Genomic DNA, 14,592 nt, shown 5'->3' with positions numbered 1-14,592 from the left:
TAGATATGCCAAATGAGTTGCGAATCGCTACTCATTGCTTGGCCCGCCTAACTCGGGTTCATCTAGGTTGCAATCAGAAACTTATCTTGGCAATTTGTGCTGATTCGATTGCAGCGCTAGAAGCCACGTCGAAGAGGACTGAATGGACAAAATTCGTGAACCGTTGAGGGAACTCACCGCCTGCGGCCTGCCGGAAGCGCTCGAGGTGATGGGCGAACGCTGGTCATTCATGATCCTGCGTGCGAGCTTCAACGGCCTCTACCATTTCGAGGAATTCCTGTGCGAGCTGGGTATCGCGCGGAACATCCTGTCGAACCGTCTCGCCAAGCTGGTGGAGCACGGCATCCTCGACCGGCAACCTTGCGCTGACGATCGCCGACGGATCGAATATCGCCTGACCGAAAAAGGGTTCGATCTGCTTCCGGCGATGATCGCCTTGCGCCAATGGGGTCAGAAGTACGGTCTCGGAGCGAACGAGAACCCGGTGCTGGTGGACGAGCAGGACCGGCTGGCGATTGGGCCTGTCGCGATAACTTCGCACGATGGCAGAGTGCTCGGCCCCAAGGATCTGCGCTTCGTGGACCGTGCCGACGAAGGCTGCCGCGCGGACGGGAGCAGGGCGACGCCGGCAGATGGGTTCGACCGCGTGCGCCGTGACGATGCCGCCGCGAAGCCGCGCATCGCCGCCGCCCGCTGACCGCCCCGCCGGAGAACCGGACGAGCGCTAGATTCTCTTTCGCGCGTCGGCGCGGTGCGCCTCACGTTGCCGGAGTGCCGAAGCTACCGGAGGTGTCGAAGGCTAATTCCGACGTTCTTCGTAAGTGATGCGGATGCGCACCCATTCGCCCACCATCGCCCTTCCGCCGACCTGCGGCGGATGCACCTTGAACTGCCATGCCGCGCCCAGCACGGCCCGGCCCATGCCCGAGCCTTCGGGGTACTCGTCCACCAGCACGCACTGCTCCACGCGGAAGCCGCTCGCGGTCTTGCAGTTGATTAATGCCCAGCCCGGACCGCTGGCGGTGGACAGGTAGCCGCGCAACTCTTCGGGATAGGGTTCGCGGTACCAGCGGGCCGCGTAGAGGGGCTCTCCGTCAGGTCCGCCGCCGGCGATCCGCTGCGAATCGCCCGGATAACCCGTGTTCGGCGGGCCCATCGGACCGGCCATGTCGTCGCGGATCACCGCGCGCGCCTTGCCGCTGGCGGGCGGCGTGGGCTCGCTCTTCGCGAGGGGGGCGGCCGGTGACATCTCCGGCGTCTCGATCGGCGCCGGAAAGGTCGGCGCCAGAAGCGGCGGCGGGCGCTGGGGCATGGCGGGGGCCGGCGGCAAAGCGCTTGACAGTGATTCGGCCTCCTCGGCTGGTTGCGGCTGCGGCTTCGATCTGTCGACCGGCACGGCCTCGGGGGCGAAGGAGACCGTCGTCAGCGTATCCCGGCCATCGTCATCGCCTGCAACCGAATGGCCCAATGTCAATAGAAGGAGCAGGAGACCGCATTCGAGCGCCAGCGCGAGTGCCATGCCCCCGGCGCGGCGGCGGACCCCGGGCCAGCGAACGTCGAAGCGGGCGAGATGGTCGGCAGCGCTGCGGCGAATACCGCGCGTCTTGGCGTAAGCGCTGGTCATGGCGTCCATCGGGCGTTGGGGCGCGTGCGTGCGCGGAGGCTCGCCTTACTCACGCGGGGGGATCAAGGCCACCCGGCGCGGGCCACCGGCACTCAGGCGCGCGGGGCCTGCCGCCGATAGCTGAGCGCTTCCGCCACATGGATGCGCCCGATCCGGTCCACGCCCGCGAGGTCCGCGATCGTGCGGGCCACGCGCAGCATCCGCGTATATCCGCGCGCCGATAGCCGCATCGCCTCGGCCGCCTGCATCAGCAGCTTGCGGCCCGGCTCGTCGGGAGTGGCGAAGCGTTCGAGCGGCGCGCCATCGAGCTCGGCATTGGTACGGGCACCGGTCTCGTCCGAGCGTGCGGTCTGGATCGCCCGCGCCGCCGCCACCCGCGCTGCGACCTCCGCGCTCCCTTCCGCAGGCGGGGGAAGCGCCAGGTCGGCCGCGCTAACAGGATCGACGTCAACGTGGAGATCGATCCGGTCGAGCATCGGACCCGACACCTTGCTCTGGTAGTCGGCGGCGCATCGTGGGGCGCGGCTGCAGGCGAGTGCCGGATCGCCAAGGTGGCCGCATCGGCACGGGTTCATCGCCGCGATGAGCTGCACTCGCGCGGGGAAGGTGACGTGCGCGTTTGCGCGGGCAACGTCGACTTTGCCCGTCTCCAGCGGCTGGCGCAGCGAATCGAGCACGGCGCGCTGAAACTCCGGCAGTTCGTCAAGAAACAGCACGCCGAGATGCGCCAGACTGACCTCACCCGGCCGCACGCGGAGGCCTCCGCCGGTCAACGCGGCTATGCTCGCAGAGTGATGCGGCGCGCGGAAGGGCCGCACACGACTGATCTTGCCACCTTCCATGAGGCCGGCGACGGAGGCGACCATGCTCGTTTCCAGCGCCTCGGCGGGCGTGAGCGGGGGCAGGATGCCGGGAAGACAGCTCGCCATCAGAGACTTGCCTGCGCCTGGCGGTCCGCTCATCAACAGGTTGTGACCCCCGGCGGCCGCGATCTCCAGCGCGCGCTTGGCAGTTTCCTGGCCCGTCACCTGGCGCAAGTCCGGTCCGTAGCCGGGCTCCTCCACTTCGCCGGGCGGCGGGTCAGGCAGGTGCTGCGTACCTTTCAGGTGGTTGAGCAGGCTGACGAGGTCGGGTGCGGCGAGAACCGGCACGCCGCTCGCCCACCGTGCCTCGCTGCCTTGCGCGGCGGGGCAGATCAGACCGGCTTCCGCCTGGCTGGCGTGCAGCGCGGCCAGAAGGACGCCCGGCGATGGCGCGACGCGACCGTCGAGCGCCAGTTCCCCGACCGCGATCCAATCACCGAGTTGTTCACTATCGGTCACGCCCATCGCCGCCAGAAGGGCGAGCGCGATCGGCAGATCGAAATGGCTGCCTTCCTTGGGCAGGTCCGCCGGCGAAAGGTTTATGGTGATCCGCTTGGGCGGGAGCGACAGGCCCATGGCCGACAGCGCCGCTTGCACCCGTTCCTTGCTTTCGCCCACCGCCTTGTCTGGTAGCCCGACCAGGGTGAAGCGAGGCAGGCCGGGGGCCACCTGGCACTGCACCTCAACGGCCCGCGCCTCCAGCCCCAGATAGGCCACCGTCCGGACCAGTGCGACCATGAAACCCCCTGCGCCGCATCCCTGTGCAGCCGCGCTGCTTGTGGCCGCAATCGGCCAGCAAGTCGAGTGGCGGCTGCTGGAATGATGAACGTTTCCGCAAGCATAGCGGTTGGCGATTTGGCAAGCACGCGGACGCGATTTTGCCCTGATGCGCATCCTTGCTGCCGCCCTGCTGCTGTCCACCGGAGTCGCGTACACCGTGCCTGGCGCCGCGCAGTCGCGGTATATGGTGTCGGCCACGGAGTTTACCGAGTACGCTGATAAAGCCGAAGCCGTAGTCAACGGCGCGGCCTATGGACCTTTCCGCGTGCTCGACGGGCGTCGCGCGGCGCTGGTCGATGCGACCGATGGCGCAAGCCCGCAGGCCTTCGCAGCCATGCTCCGCGACAACCCGGGCATCGCCGTAATCGAGATGGTGGAGTGCCCCGGCACGGATAACGATGCTGCGAACCTGAGCCTGGGGCGAATGATTCGTGCCGCGGGCCTTTCCACTCACGTGCCGGCGAACGGTTCGGTGCGGTCGGGCGCAGTGGAGTTGTTCCTAGCAGGACGGACGCGCTCGATCGCAGACGGGGCAGAGTTCGCAGTCCACGCCTGGCGCGATAGCGACGGTCGCGAGCCGGAGGACTTTGCCGCCGATTCGCCCGCCAATCGCGCTTACCTCGATTACTACCGCGAAATGGGCCTTGCGCATCCCCAGGCGTTCTATGCAATGACCAACGCCGTGGCCAACGCCGACGCACGATGGCTGACGGCGAATGAAATGCGCGCGTGGATCTCCGATGCGCCGGGTGACGCCGCACCTCTCGCGGCAGATGAGAGTGCGCGTGCGATGGCCCAGCTTGACTTGAACCCCGGCTTCCCATAGTTGCGCGCCCCTGACGGCGACTGCCGAGCCTTTCGGGCTGTGCGGGTCGCCCCTTTTTCGTTTGAGAGATACCGAGGATCCGATGAAGCGGACGTTCCAGCCCAGCAATCTCGTGCGCGCCCGTCGCCACGGCTTCTTCGCCCGCAAGGCGACTCCCGGCGGCCGCAAGGTCCTGCGGGCACGCCGCGCTCGCGGTCGCAAGAAGCTCTGCGCCTGACAGGTCTCATCGGACGCGCCGCCGCGCGTCCGCTCTCGCCGCCACTCTCCTGCCTCGCCTTCGGGCTGAAGCAGACGTCGGACGGCATCGCGGGCTCCCCGATCGGGAGCCCGTTTCCATGTGCACCTTCCATGCGGTGTGTTAGTTCTCTATATCGCCTTTGATGAGCGTTGAGACCATCCGCAAGCGGGCCGATTTTCTCGCGGCGAATCGCGGCCTGCGGGTCGCACGGCCGGGGTTCGTGTTGCTCGCGCATCCCAACGGCGGCCGCGGCAAGCGTTTCGGGGTCACTGTCACCAAGAAGATCGGCAACGCGGTGGTCCGCAATCGAATGAAGCGCCGCTTTCGCGAACTCTTGCGCACCCAGTTGCCGGATGCCGGCCTTGCCGATCACGATCACGTGCTGATTGGCCGCGATGGCGGGGTGGAGCGCGATTTCGGCAAACTTTCCGAAGAGCTCGCTGCCGCGCTGGCGCGTGCCGCGGCGGGGAAGGGCGATCCTCCGCGCCGCCGGAAGCGGGCATGAGACGGGCGCTGATTTTCGTCGCGCGCGCGTGGCAGTGGGGGCCTAGCCGGGTACTCCCGCCGTCCTGCCGCTATGCTCCCTCGTGTTCCGAATATGCGATCGAGGCTCTGGGGAAGCACGGCGCATTGAAGGGTGGATGGATCGCGGCGAAACGTATAATGCGCTGCCACCCCTGGGGCGGGCACGGCTACGACCCGGTGCCCTGACCACCAGACGAACTTCCTTGACCACACGCTTAAACGAACCGGGATCGACTTTCCTTGCACAACCAGCGCAACCTTCTCCTCGCCGTGCTCCTGTGCGGCCTGCTGCTGTTCGGCTGGGAAGCCGGCATCAATTGGTTCTATCCCCAGCCGGTCGAAGAAGTGCGTCGCGACCAGGCGGCGACGCCCGCCACCGCGCCCAGGCATACCCGCGAAGGTGGATTGACGGATCCGGCCGCGATGGCGGCGGAGCGGCGCGACTTGCGCACCGCCCTCGCCAGTCCGCAGCGCGTCGCAATTGCGGCTCCCGCGATTGCGGGCTCCATCGACCTGATTGGCGCGCGGATCGACGATCTGACGCTGACGGGGCACCGGCAAGAAGTGGACAGGGATTCCGGCCCGGTGCGCCTGTTCAGTCCGCTTGGGACGCCGGCGCAGCACTTCGCGCAGTTTGGCTGGGTGGGCGAAGGGGTCAGGGTGCCCGATGCGCGCACTGCATGGCAGGCGACCGGCGGTCCGCTTGCCCCCGGCAAACCGGTCACCCTTACTTGGGACAACGGCCAGGGCCAGCGCTTCGGGATCGAACTCACCGTCGATGAAAAGTACCTCATCACTGCCAAGCAGACGGTGGCCAACCGCGGCGGCGGGCCGATCGTGGTGCGGCCATATGCGCTCATCAACCGGACCAGCGCCACCGCCAGCCTCGATCAGTGGACGATGCATTCCGGCCCGATCGGCTACTTCGGCGAGGGGGTCGATTTCAGCACCGATTATTCCGACGTGACCGAAGCTGGCCGTGTTTCTCCGGAAGGCAGCGCGCGCTGGCTCGGCTTCACTGACATCTACTGGCTGTCGGCGCTCATTCCGCAGACCGGCACCGGGGTCGACGCTGATTTCCGCGCAGCGGGCGGCGATACCGTGCGGGCGGACGTCATCTACGACCCGGTTACCGTGCCGTCGGGCCGCCAGATCGCGCGCGTCACCCGGCTCTTCGCCGGGGCGAAGGAAAGCACGATCCTCGCGGAATACGAATCGGCCGGCATCCCGCAGTTCGTCAACGCGATCGACTGGGGCTGGTTCGGCATTGTCGAAAAGCCGATCCTGTGGCTGCTGCGCGTCCTGTATGACCTGGTGCACAATTTTGGCCTGGCGATCATCCTGCTGACGGTGATCGTGCGCGCGGTCATGTTCCCCATCGCGCAGAAGCAGTTCGCCAGCATGGCTGCGATGCGTGCGATCCAGCCGAAAATGAAGGCGATCCAGGAACGCTACAAGGACGACAAGCCCAAGGCGCAGCAGGAAATCATGGCGCTCTACAAGTCGGAAGGCGTCAACCCGCTGGCCGGGTGCCTGCCGATCCTGCTGCAGATTCCGATCTTCTACGGCCTGTACAAGGTCCTGATGGTCGGCATCGAGATGCGGCACAAGCCGTTCGCGCTGTGGATCCAGGACCTTTCGGCCCCCGATCCGGCGCATGTACTCAACCTGTTCGGCCTGTTGCCGTTCACCCCGCCCGGGTTCCTCGCCATCGGCGTGCTCGCAATCCTGCTGGGCATATCCATGTGGGCGACCTTCCGCCTCAACCCGCCCGCGGCCGACCCCATCCAGCAGCAGATGTTCCAGTTCATGCCGTGGATCCTGATGTTCGTGATGGCGCCGTTCGCCGCGGGCCTGCTGATCTACTGGATCACCAACAACCTGCTGACCCTGGCGCAGCAGAGCTACCTCTATTCCAAGCACCCGCAGCTGCGCGCGCAGGCGGTGAAGGACAAGGAAGATCGCGAACGGGAAACGGCCCGCGATGCCAAGGTGAAGGGGTGAGCGAGGACACGGGCGACGACGAGCTTGCCGAACTTTCCGAGCGCGCGCGCAAGCTGCTGACGGGGCGGGTGGAGTTCCTGCTCTCGGCCCCTCAGCTCAAGTTCCTGCCCGACCCGGTCGTCCCCGAAATCGCCTTCGCCGGGCGGTCCAATGTGGGCAAGAGTTCGCTACTCAACGCACTCACGGGCCGCAAAAGCCTGGCGCGCGCCTCCGTCACGCCGGGGCGGACGCAGGAGCTGAACTTCTTCGAGGTGGGCGAGCCGCTGGCTCTGCGGCTGGTGGACATGCCCGGCTACGGCTTCGCCAAGGCGCCGATCAAGGTCGTCGAGCGGTGGAAGATGCTGGTGCGCGACTTCCTGCGCGGCCGGCAAGTGCTGAAGCGCACGCTGGTACTGATCGACAGCCGCCACGGGGTGAAGGACGTGGACCGCGACATGATGAAGCTGCTGGACGAAGCGGCTGTCGGCTATCGCCTCGTCCTTACCAAGGCGGACAAGATCAAGGCGTCCGAGCTTGCCGCCGTGCACGCGGCGACCGAGGCAGAAGCCCGCAAACGCACCGCCGCCTTTCCCCAGGTGCATGTGACGTCAAGCGAGAAGGGCATGGGCGTGGCAGAGCTACGCGCGGCAGTGCTTGCCGACGCGGAAAGCTAAGAGGACTGCGCAACCTGAGTGCGATTCGGCGTTCGCCTGGCGGGCACCGCACGCAAACGCTTCATCGCACGGAACGCGCAAGCCGCCCTCGCACCCAGGGATTGAGTAGGTTCGTTAATCTGGCGGACAGGTAGGCCTGACCACCCCGCGGTGCTCCGGCGCGTTCGCATCGGAGCACACCGCTGCGCGCCGAAGGGGGCACGGCCGCGCGGAACCGCATTTCAGGAGGATCTTGCATGAAGCCCCATTCCATTCGTCTGCGCCGACCGGCGCTACTCGCCGCAATCGCCGCGCCGCTCGTGGCGGCGGTACCTGCCGGCCTGTCCGCTCAGGACGCACAGCAATATCCCGATCCCTCGATCACCATCAGCGGTCAGCCGCCAGCGGACCTCTCAGGGCTTCCGGATGGGCCCGAGATCGAAGGCTTCATCTCTGCCCGCAGCGCCGAACGCCTGCAGGTGACCAGCGAGGAAGGCGTGCGACAGGTCGTGCTGGTCAGCGACAGCACAGAAGTGCGCGGCAAGGGCGGGTTCCTGGGCCTCAGCCGGAGCAAGCTGGCGGCCGATGCGTTGCTTAACGGGCTGCCGGTGACGGTGGAAACGGTGCAGTGGAACGGCGGCCTCGTCGCCAGCCGCATCGCATTGAAGTCGAAGGATCTGCGCACGGCTTCGATGATCCGCACCGGCACCGAGCAGGGCTTCGCCGAGCAGACGGCGGCGACCGAGGCGCTGAAGGGCCGCATGGCCGATATCGACAAGTACAACATCAAGGGCACGACCAACGTCAACTTCGACACCGGCAAGTGGGCCCTGTCCGAAGCGGCGAAGGCGGACCTCTGCGCCGCGGCCGCGCAGGCGAACACGACTGAAAACGCGCTTCTGCTGGTGGTTGGCTACACCGACTCCACCGGCGGGTACGAGATCAATCAGGAACTGAGTGAGAAGCGCGCCAGCCGCGTCGTCAACCACCTGCAGCAGGCCTGCGGCTGGAAGCCCTATCGTATGCTGACGCCAACCGGCATGGCCGAAGCCGATCCGCTGGCCGATAATTCCACGCCCGAAGGCAAGGCGCAGAACCGCCGCGTGGCGGTGAACATCCTCGTCAGCAAAAGCGTGGACGGATTCTGATCGAGAGCGGGGCAGGCGGCGGCGTCCGCCCCGTCATCACGTGGCGAACAGGCTGCCCAGGCTGGCGAAGGCCTTCATCTCGATCGCGTTACCGCTGGGATCGCGGAAGAACATCGTCGATTGTTCCCCCGGTTCGCCGCGGAACCGGGTCGTCGGCTCGACGTCAAACCTGACCCGCGCAGCGCGCAGCCGCTCGGCGAGCGCGTCAAACGCCTCAGGCGTCAGCACCACGCCGAAATGCGGCACCGGTACGCCCATGCCGTCGACATGATTGACTGCCGCATCGCGCGGCTGCGTGGGGGCGAGATGGGCCACGATCTGATGGCCGAAGAAATCGAAGTCGATCCAGTCCGGGCTGCTGCGTCCTTCGCGGCAGCCGAGCACCCCGATGTAAAACGCGCGGGCGGCGGCCAGATCGTGCACGGGAAAGGCGAGGTGAAACGGGCGCAAGCTCATGTGTCTCTGCATAGCGGGCTCCGCACCGTTATCCTACGCGTCCGCGATAGTTTCTCTGCCGAATTCTAAGCCGCAAGCCGTGCGGAAGATCGATACTTAGCTTGGTGTAAACGCCTAACACCGTTCAGCCTCGACACTTTCGCGATGAACGCCTAGGCCCGCGCCGGGCGGGACAACGGGTACCACGCGTGAAACTGATCATCGGTAACAGGAACTATTCGAGCTGGTCGCTGCGCGGCTGGCTGGCGTGCAAGCAGTCCGGCCTGGCCTTCGAGGAACTGACCGTCAGCCTTTACGGCGACGAGTGGGAGCAAGTGAAGCGGGAACTGGGCGAAGTGCAGCCCTCCAGCGGCAAGGTGCCCGTCCTGTGGGACGGCGACAGCGTGATCTGGGACAGCCTGGCGATCATGGAATACCTCGCCGACAAGGTGGGCCGGGAACGTTTCTGGCCCCGCGACGATGCCCCGCGCGGCATGGCCCGGGCGATGGTCGCCGAGATGCACTCCAGCTTCCTCGACCTGCGCCGCGAATGCCCCATGAACGTGCGGATGCGGCACGAAGGGCACGATGTGTCCGACGCGGTGCGCGGCGACGTGGTGCGCATCCTGCAGCTATGGGCCGAAGCGCGCGCGCGGTTCGGACGGGGCGGGCCGTTCCTGTTCGGTACTTTCGGCGCGGCGGACGTGTTTTTCGCCCCGGTCGTCAGCCGTTTCGTCACCTACGGAATCGGCGTCCCCGGCTTCGCCCAGGCGTACATGGAAGCGGTGTGGGAACACGAATGGATGCAGGCCTGGATCCGCGCGTCCGAGGACGAACAATGGGTGATCGAACAATACGACCACGTGCCCGCCTGATCGCCGCGCTGGCGGTGCTTCTGGCGCTGTTGCAACCGTCCGGCGCGCTGGCCTGGGGGTTCTTCGGGCACGAAACGACCGCGCGTATCGCCCTTGCCAACGTGCGGCCGGAAACGCGCGCGGCGATCGCGCGCCTCGTCGCCCACGACCGTGAACTCGGCACGCCGCATTGCCGCATCCACGACCTGCCGACCGCCGCCACCTGGCCCGACTGCATCCGGCGCGAAGCCTGGCGCTGGGGCTACACCGCGGCGTGGCATTTTCAGACCGCGCCGATCACCGAGCCATTCGACGCGGGGAAACGCTGCGGCGGCGGAAACTGCGTCTCAGCCCAGATCAGCCGCAACCTGCGCGTCCTTGCCGACGAGACGATGCCGGCCAACGTTCGGCTGGAGGCGCTAGCGTTCACAGTCCATTTCACCGGCGACATCCACATGCCGCTCCATTCGGGCGACAACGACGATCGCGGCGGCAACGCAGTGGACACCACGTACGGCATCGTGCCTGGCCTCAATCTCCATTCGGTGTGGGATAGCGCGCTGGCCGAACGCGCAATCACCAGCGCGCGCCCGCCGCTGATCCGGCGCTATACGGACGCGGAGCGCGCCGTGCTCGCCGGCGGGGGTCCCGCGGACTGGGGCCGCGAAAGCTGGCGGATCGCCGGAAGTTTCGTCTACCCGAACGCATTCGGGCGCGGCCCCTCGCCCGATGCTCCGCTGCCGGCGGAAACGACGCTGACGCAGGAAGCGATCGCCGCCGCGATACCGGTCGCCGAGCGCCGCATTGCGCAGGCAGGTTTGCGGATCGCCGATCTTCTCGACCGGGCCTTCGCGCCCGGTCCCCTGCCGGACCCCGCACCATGACCGACGTCGTCGAACTGGCCGAACGCCTGATCGCCTGCCCCAGCGTGACGCCGGCAAGCGGCCCGGTGTTCGATGCGCTGGAAGCAATGCTCGCACCGTTGGGGTTCGAGGTCGACCGCTTTATCGCAGGCGCGGGGGATGGCGATGACGCGGTCGAAAACCTCCTCGCGATCCGGCGCGGTCCAGCGGGTAGCCGCCACCTCGCCTTTGCCGGTCACCTCGACGTCGTCCCGCCGGGCGAGGGCTGGGCGAGTGCCCCATTTGCACCTGAACGGCGGCCGGGACCCGGCGGGGAAGTGCTCTACGGCCGCGGCGCGGTCGACATGAAGGGCGCCATCGCCGCGATGGTCGCTGCGGCAGCAGAGGTGCCCGCCGCCGCGGGAACCCTGAGCTTCGTGATAACCGGTGACGAGGAAGGGCCGGCGGTGCACGGCACCCGCGCTCTGATCGAACGCATACGCGCGCGCGGCGAGGTGCCGGACCTGTGCCTGGTAGGCGAACCAACTTCAGTCCACCGCCTGGGCGACACGATCAAGATCGGTCGCCGCGGATCGGTCAATATTTTCCTGGAGGTGGCGGGCACGCAGGGCCACGTCGCCTATCCGCACCTCGCGGATAATCCCATTCCCAAGCTCGTCGCGATGCTCGCCGAGCTTGACGCCCTGGTGCTCGACGAGGGAACGGAGTGGTTCCAGCCCTCCAATCTCGAGGCGACCGACATCACCGTCGGCAACCCGGCGCACAACGTGATCCCGGCCAGGGCGTCCGCGCGGATTTCGATCCGCTTCAACGCGCTCCATACGGGGGCCGAATTGGCCAAACGGGTGGACGCGATCGCGCGGCGGCATGGCGGCAGTGCGCAGGCCATCGTCAGCGGGGAAGCATTCCTGACCCCGCCGGGCGACTTTTCCGCCCTGATCGCCGATGCGATCGCGGCGGAAACCGGCATTATCGCCGAACTTTCAACCACCGGCGGCACCTCCGACGCGCGGTTCCTCAAGCACTTGTGTCCCGTGATCGAATGCGGCCTCGTCAACGCAACGATGCATAAATGCGACGAGGCTGTGGCGGTGGAGGACCTGGCGGTGCTAGCGCGCATCTACACACGCGTGGCAAACGCGGTATTCAAGGACGTGGGGGAAATGGTCGCATGACGGCGGAACCGATAACGACGATCGAGGAAGAAGCCGGGCCCGATTACGGCCGATTGCAATGGCGCATTGCGATCGGCTTCGTGCTCGGGCTGGTGGCAGGCATTGTCACCTACACGTTCGCCGGCGATGCCGAGTGGCTCGACTGGATCGTCACGTACGTGACCAATCCCATCGGGCAGATCTTCCTGCGCCTGCTGTTCATGCTGGTAATCCCGCTGCTCGTCAGCGCGCTGGTGGTCGGCATCGCGGACATGGGCGAGATTCGCGCCCTGAAGAAAGTCGGCATCCGCACGCTGATCTACACGGTGATCGTCTCTTCCATCGCGGTGGCGATCAGCATCGCCGTGACTGACTTCATCCAGCCCGGCGCGGGCGTCGATCCGGCGGAGGCACGGGCCCTGCTGGCCGAAGGCGGCGAGGGCGCGCGCGGGATCATTGAACGGTCGAGCGAGGCGAAGACGGGCGTGGAGGCAGTGATTGGCCTTATCCCGTCGAACGTCATCACCGCGATGGGCGACAACGACATCCTGGCGGTGATGTTCTTCGCGCTATTTTTCGGCATCGGCCTCCTCATCACGAATTCGCCGCGCACGGCGACCGTGAAGCAGGCGTTCGAAGGCGTATTCGAGGTGTCGATGAAGCTGATCGGGCTCGTGATCCGGCTCGCGCCGATCGCGGTGTTCTGCTTCATGTTCAACCTGTCGGCGCAATTCGGGTGGGATCTGCTCATTAAGCTTGCGGCATTCGTCGCTGTCGTGCTCCTCGCGCTCGGCCTGCAGTTGTTCGGCGTGTTCCCCCTGATCCTCACCTTCTTTGCACGGAAAAACCCGGTCACTTTCTTCAGGGAGACGCGGGAGGCGAGCGTGATGGCGTTCTCCACATCCAGCTCCAATGCATCTCTGCCCACCGCGCTGCGGGTCGCCGAAACGCGGCTCATGCTGCCGCCGCGCATTTCGCGGTTCGTTCTCACCATCGGCGCCACAGCAAACCAGAACGGCACGGCGATGTTCGAAGGGGTGACCGTGCTGTTTCTTGCTCAGTTCTTCGGCGTCGACCTGTCGCTGGGAGACCAGATCTTCGTCATGCTGGTGTGCATCCTCGCCGGCATCGGCACCGCCGGTGTGCCGGGCGGTTCGCTTCCGGTGATCGCGCTGATCCTGGGCGGGGTGGGGGTCCCACCCGAAGGGATCGGGCTGATCCTAGGGGTGGACCGCTTCCTCGACATGTGCCGCACGGTATTGAACGTGATCGGCGACCTCGTCGCCGCAACAGTAATCAGTGCGTATTCGAGCGATGTCGGGGAGGTTCCAGCACCTTCTTCCTGAAGCGGCACAGATCCACCACCGGGCATCGCCAGCATTCCGGTATCCGCGCCTTGCAGACATAGCGCCCGTGAAGGATCAGCCAGTGATGGGCGCTCAGACGAAACGGGGCCGGCACCCGCTTCTCCAGCTTCGCCTCTACCGCCTCGGGCGTCTTGCCGGGGGCAAGTCCCGTGCGGTTGCCGACGCGGAAGATGTGGGTGTCCACCGCGAACGTTTCCTCGCCGAACCAGCAGTTGAGCACGACGTTGGCGGTCTTGCGTCCCACGCCGGGCAGGCGGACCAGTTCCTCACGCGTGGCGGGCACCGCGCCGCCGAATTCCTCCACCAGCATCCGGCTGAGCGCGATCACGTTCTTCGCCTTGGAGTTGAACAGCCCGATCGTCTTGATGTGCGCTTTCAACCCGTCCTCGCCCAGCGCGACCATCTGCTGCGGTGTTTCGACTTCCGCGAAGAGCTGCCGGGTCGCCTTGTTGACGCCAACATCAGTCGCCTGCGCACTCAGCGCCACAGCCACGACCAGCTGGAACGCGTTGCCGTATTCCAGTTCGGTCTCAGGCGAGGGGTTGTCTTCTGCAAGGCGGCGAAAGAATTCGAAGATCTCGGTGCGGGTCATGACGGCACCGAATAGAGGGCGCGCGCCACGCTGCGCCAGGCAGGGGAGTCGAATACCACGGTCTCGAACGTCTGTTCGGCGATCAGACCCAGTCCGATCCAGAGATAGGCCGGATGGATCTTCCCGAACCGGATGCGGTCGCGGAACATCGCGATGCCGATAGGCAGGTTCGCAGCAACAAGGCTCAGGGTTATCTCGGGCCGCGGCAGGCCTGGCAGGAAGTGGCGGAAGCGGAACCATGCTGGCCACAGGATGGCGACCGTAGCGATCAGCATCAGCCGCTTGTGCCATTGCGGATCGCTACGCATGGCGATCGCTGCAAAGACGATGCTCAGGTATATAAGAGGGGACGTCACGGTCCCCAGGAAGCCCGAGATCGCGATCTGGCCGTCTCCGCGCGCAAGGCCGATCGCGACACCTTCATACCCGACCCATATCGTGCTGACGGCCACTAAGGGCGCCAGCACAAGAGCGGTCCAGCCAATCGTGCGATGAAGCGCGATCCTCTGCCCGATGAGTCGGGTCTGGACGACGGTCACAATCAGCCAGCCGAACAGCAACGCGCCATGGATATGGGCCGATCGCGGACCTTGGAAGCTGCCTGTGGCGAGTGGCAACGTGTACGTCAGGAAAAAGCCGGCCAAGGCAACGAACAGGGCGGCAAGGGCTGCGACGCGATAGAATTGC

Annotated in this window: 17 protein-coding genes; 12 read left to right on the top strand and 5 right to left on the bottom strand. The window is 66.3% G+C overall.

What is annotated here, in order from left to right; all coding sequences use genetic code 11:
• Positions 1-142 precede the first annotated feature (142 nt).
• Entirely contained in the window at positions 143-697 is a 555-nt protein-coding gene (locus tag GRI40_RS07640) for a winged helix-turn-helix transcriptional regulator (RefSeq protein ID WP_160610772.1), read from the top strand.
• Positions 698-799: 102 nt separating this feature from the next.
• Here GRI40_RS07640 and GRI40_RS07635 read toward each other — a convergent pair whose 3' ends face one another.
• Together GRI40_RS07635 and GRI40_RS07630 are read right to left on the bottom strand one after the other, a co-directional pair.
• Positions 800-1,624, bottom strand: a complete 825-nt coding sequence (locus tag GRI40_RS07635; RefSeq protein ID WP_160610771.1) for a hypothetical protein — start codon at positions 1,622-1,624, stop codon at positions 800-802.
• Between the two features lie 92 nt (positions 1,625-1,716).
• Complete coding sequence (locus tag GRI40_RS07630; RefSeq protein WP_160610770.1) at positions 1,717-3,225, bottom strand: YifB family Mg chelatase-like AAA ATPase; 1,509 nt, start codon at positions 3,223-3,225, stop codon at positions 1,717-1,719.
• A gap of 148 nt (positions 3,226-3,373) precedes the next feature.
• On the opposite strand from GRI40_RS07630, the gene GRI40_RS07625 reads away from it, so the two are divergent.
• The 7 genes from GRI40_RS07625 to GRI40_RS07595 all read left to right on the top strand — a co-directional run bounded on the left by GRI40_RS07625 (position 3,374) and on the right by GRI40_RS07595 (position 8,640).
• Entirely contained in the window at positions 3,374-4,093 is a 720-nt protein-coding gene (locus GRI40_RS07625; RefSeq protein ID WP_202390158.1) for an alpha/beta hydrolase, read from the top strand.
• A gap of 82 nt (positions 4,094-4,175) precedes the next feature.
• Positions 4,176-4,310 (top strand): 50S ribosomal protein L34, encoded by a 135-nt coding sequence (gene rpmH / locus GRI40_RS07620; protein WP_057884309.1) that lies wholly within the window; start codon positions 4,176-4,178, stop codon positions 4,308-4,310.
• 163 nt (positions 4,311-4,473) lie between these two features.
• Entirely contained in the window at positions 4,474-4,836 is a 363-nt protein-coding gene (gene rnpA, locus GRI40_RS07615; protein ID WP_160610769.1) for a ribonuclease P protein component, read from the top strand.
• The gene (yidD, locus tag GRI40_RS07610; RefSeq protein ID WP_160610768.1) at positions 4,833-5,042 is read left to right on the top strand and encodes a membrane protein insertion efficiency factor YidD; all 210 of its coding nucleotides are present in this window, start codon (positions 4,833-4,835) and stop codon (positions 5,040-5,042) included. Before rnpA ends, yidD begins: the two co-directional genes overlap by 4 nt.
• A gap of 54 nt (positions 5,043-5,096) precedes the next feature.
• Positions 5,097-6,860: a membrane protein insertase YidC gene (yidC, locus tag GRI40_RS07605; protein ID WP_160610767.1), complete on the top strand. Its 1,764-nt coding sequence runs from the start codon at positions 5,097-5,099 to the stop codon at positions 6,858-6,860.
• The gene (yihA, locus tag GRI40_RS07600) at positions 6,857-7,513 is read left to right on the top strand and encodes a ribosome biogenesis GTP-binding protein YihA/YsxC (RefSeq protein ID WP_160610766.1); all 657 of its coding nucleotides are present in this window, start codon (positions 6,857-6,859) and stop codon (positions 7,511-7,513) included. Before yidC ends, yihA begins: the two co-directional genes overlap by 4 nt.
• Before the next feature lie 236 nt (positions 7,514-7,749).
• Entirely contained in the window at positions 7,750-8,640 is an 891-nt protein-coding gene (locus tag GRI40_RS07595) for an OmpA family protein (protein ID WP_160610765.1), read from the top strand.
• A gap of 36 nt (positions 8,641-8,676) precedes the next feature.
• Here GRI40_RS07595 and GRI40_RS07590 read toward each other — a convergent pair whose 3' ends face one another.
• Positions 8,677-9,096, bottom strand: a complete 420-nt coding sequence (locus GRI40_RS07590) for a VOC family protein (RefSeq protein WP_160610764.1) — start codon at positions 9,094-9,096, stop codon at positions 8,677-8,679.
• A gap of 188 nt (positions 9,097-9,284) precedes the next feature.
• Between GRI40_RS07590 and GRI40_RS07585 the strand changes: the two genes are divergently transcribed.
• From GRI40_RS07585 to GRI40_RS07570, 4 genes are read left to right on the top strand one after another with little or no spacing between them, the layout of a single operon-like run.
• Entirely contained in the window at positions 9,285-9,950 is a 666-nt protein-coding gene (locus GRI40_RS07585) for a glutathione S-transferase N-terminal domain-containing protein (RefSeq protein WP_160610763.1), read from the top strand.
• Complete coding sequence (locus GRI40_RS07580; RefSeq protein WP_160610762.1) at positions 9,914-10,813, top strand: S1/P1 nuclease; 900 nt, start codon at positions 9,914-9,916, stop codon at positions 10,811-10,813. The genes GRI40_RS07585 and GRI40_RS07580 overlap by 37 nt, the downstream gene beginning before the upstream one ends.
• The gene (gene dapE / locus GRI40_RS07575) at positions 10,810-11,967 is read left to right on the top strand and encodes a succinyl-diaminopimelate desuccinylase (protein ID WP_160610761.1); all 1,158 of its coding nucleotides are present in this window, start codon (positions 10,810-10,812) and stop codon (positions 11,965-11,967) included. Before GRI40_RS07580 ends, dapE begins: the two co-directional genes overlap by 4 nt.
• Positions 11,964-13,292 carry a dicarboxylate/amino acid:cation symporter gene (locus tag GRI40_RS07570; protein WP_160610760.1) on the top strand — a complete coding sequence of 443 codons (1,329 nt, stop codon included), beginning with the start codon at positions 11,964-11,966 and terminating at the stop codon, positions 13,290-13,292. Before dapE ends, GRI40_RS07570 begins: the two co-directional genes overlap by 4 nt.
• On the opposite strand, the gene nth is transcribed toward GRI40_RS07570, so the two are convergent.
• Both nth and GRI40_RS07560 read right to left on the bottom strand, forming a co-directional pair.
• Complete coding sequence (nth, locus tag GRI40_RS07565) at positions 13,243-13,905, bottom strand: endonuclease III (protein WP_160610759.1); 663 nt, start codon at positions 13,903-13,905, stop codon at positions 13,243-13,245. The two genes, GRI40_RS07570 and nth, sit on opposite strands and share 50 nt — an antisense overlap.
• On the bottom strand, positions 13,902-14,549 hold the full coding sequence (locus GRI40_RS07560; RefSeq protein WP_160610758.1) for a hypothetical protein: 648 nt from the start codon (positions 14,547-14,549) through the stop codon (positions 13,902-13,904). The genes nth and GRI40_RS07560 overlap by 4 nt, the downstream gene beginning before the upstream one ends.
• Positions 14,550-14,592: the final 43 nt, after the last annotated feature.

It is taken from the genome of Tsuneonella aeria (genome assembly GCF_009827495.1).
Lineage (GTDB): Bacteria > Pseudomonadota > Alphaproteobacteria > Sphingomonadales > Sphingomonadaceae > Tsuneonella > Tsuneonella aeria.
The sequence above is the reverse complement of the archived record's forward strand: the minus strand, read 5'-3'. Positions and strand labels throughout refer to the sequence as shown.

What these genes read in the sequence shown, in the direction of transcription:
- GRI40_RS07640 (WP_160610772.1), top strand. Translation starts at nt 143, where the DNA reads ATGGACAAAATTCGTGAACCGTTGAGGGAACTCACCGCCTGCGGCCTG.
- GRI40_RS07635 (WP_160610771.1), bottom strand. Translation starts at nt 1,624, where the DNA reads ATGACCAGCGCTTACGCCAAGACGCGCGGTATTCGCCGCAGCGCTGCC.
- GRI40_RS07630 (WP_160610770.1), bottom strand. Translation starts at nt 3,225, where the DNA reads ATGGTCGCACTGGTCCGGACGGTGGCCTATCTGGGGCTGGAGGCGCGG.
- GRI40_RS07625 (WP_202390158.1), top strand. Translation starts at nt 3,374, where the DNA reads ATGCGCATCCTTGCTGCCGCCCTGCTGCTGTCCACCGGAGTCGCGTAC.
- rpmH (WP_057884309.1), top strand. Translation starts at nt 4,176, where the DNA reads ATGAAGCGGACGTTCCAGCCCAGCAATCTCGTGCGCGCCCGTCGCCAC.
- rnpA (WP_160610769.1), top strand. Translation starts at nt 4,474, where the DNA reads ATGAGCGTTGAGACCATCCGCAAGCGGGCCGATTTTCTCGCGGCGAAT.
- yidD (WP_160610768.1), top strand. Translation starts at nt 4,833, where the DNA reads ATGAGACGGGCGCTGATTTTCGTCGCGCGCGCGTGGCAGTGGGGGCCT.
- GRI40_RS07595 (WP_160610765.1), top strand. Translation starts at nt 7,750, where the DNA reads ATGAAGCCCCATTCCATTCGTCTGCGCCGACCGGCGCTACTCGCCGCA.
- GRI40_RS07590 (WP_160610764.1), bottom strand. Translation starts at nt 9,096, where the DNA reads ATGAGCTTGCGCCCGTTTCACCTCGCCTTTCCCGTGCACGATCTGGCC.
- GRI40_RS07580 (WP_160610762.1), top strand. Translation starts at nt 9,914, where the DNA reads ATGGGTGATCGAACAATACGACCACGTGCCCGCCTGATCGCCGCGCTG.
- dapE (WP_160610761.1), top strand. Translation starts at nt 10,810, where the DNA reads ATGACCGACGTCGTCGAACTGGCCGAACGCCTGATCGCCTGCCCCAGC.
- GRI40_RS07570 (WP_160610760.1), top strand. Translation starts at nt 11,964, where the DNA reads ATGACGGCGGAACCGATAACGACGATCGAGGAAGAAGCCGGGCCCGAT.
- nth (WP_160610759.1), bottom strand. Translation starts at nt 13,905, where the DNA reads ATGACCCGCACCGAGATCTTCGAATTCTTTCGCCGCCTTGCAGAAGAC.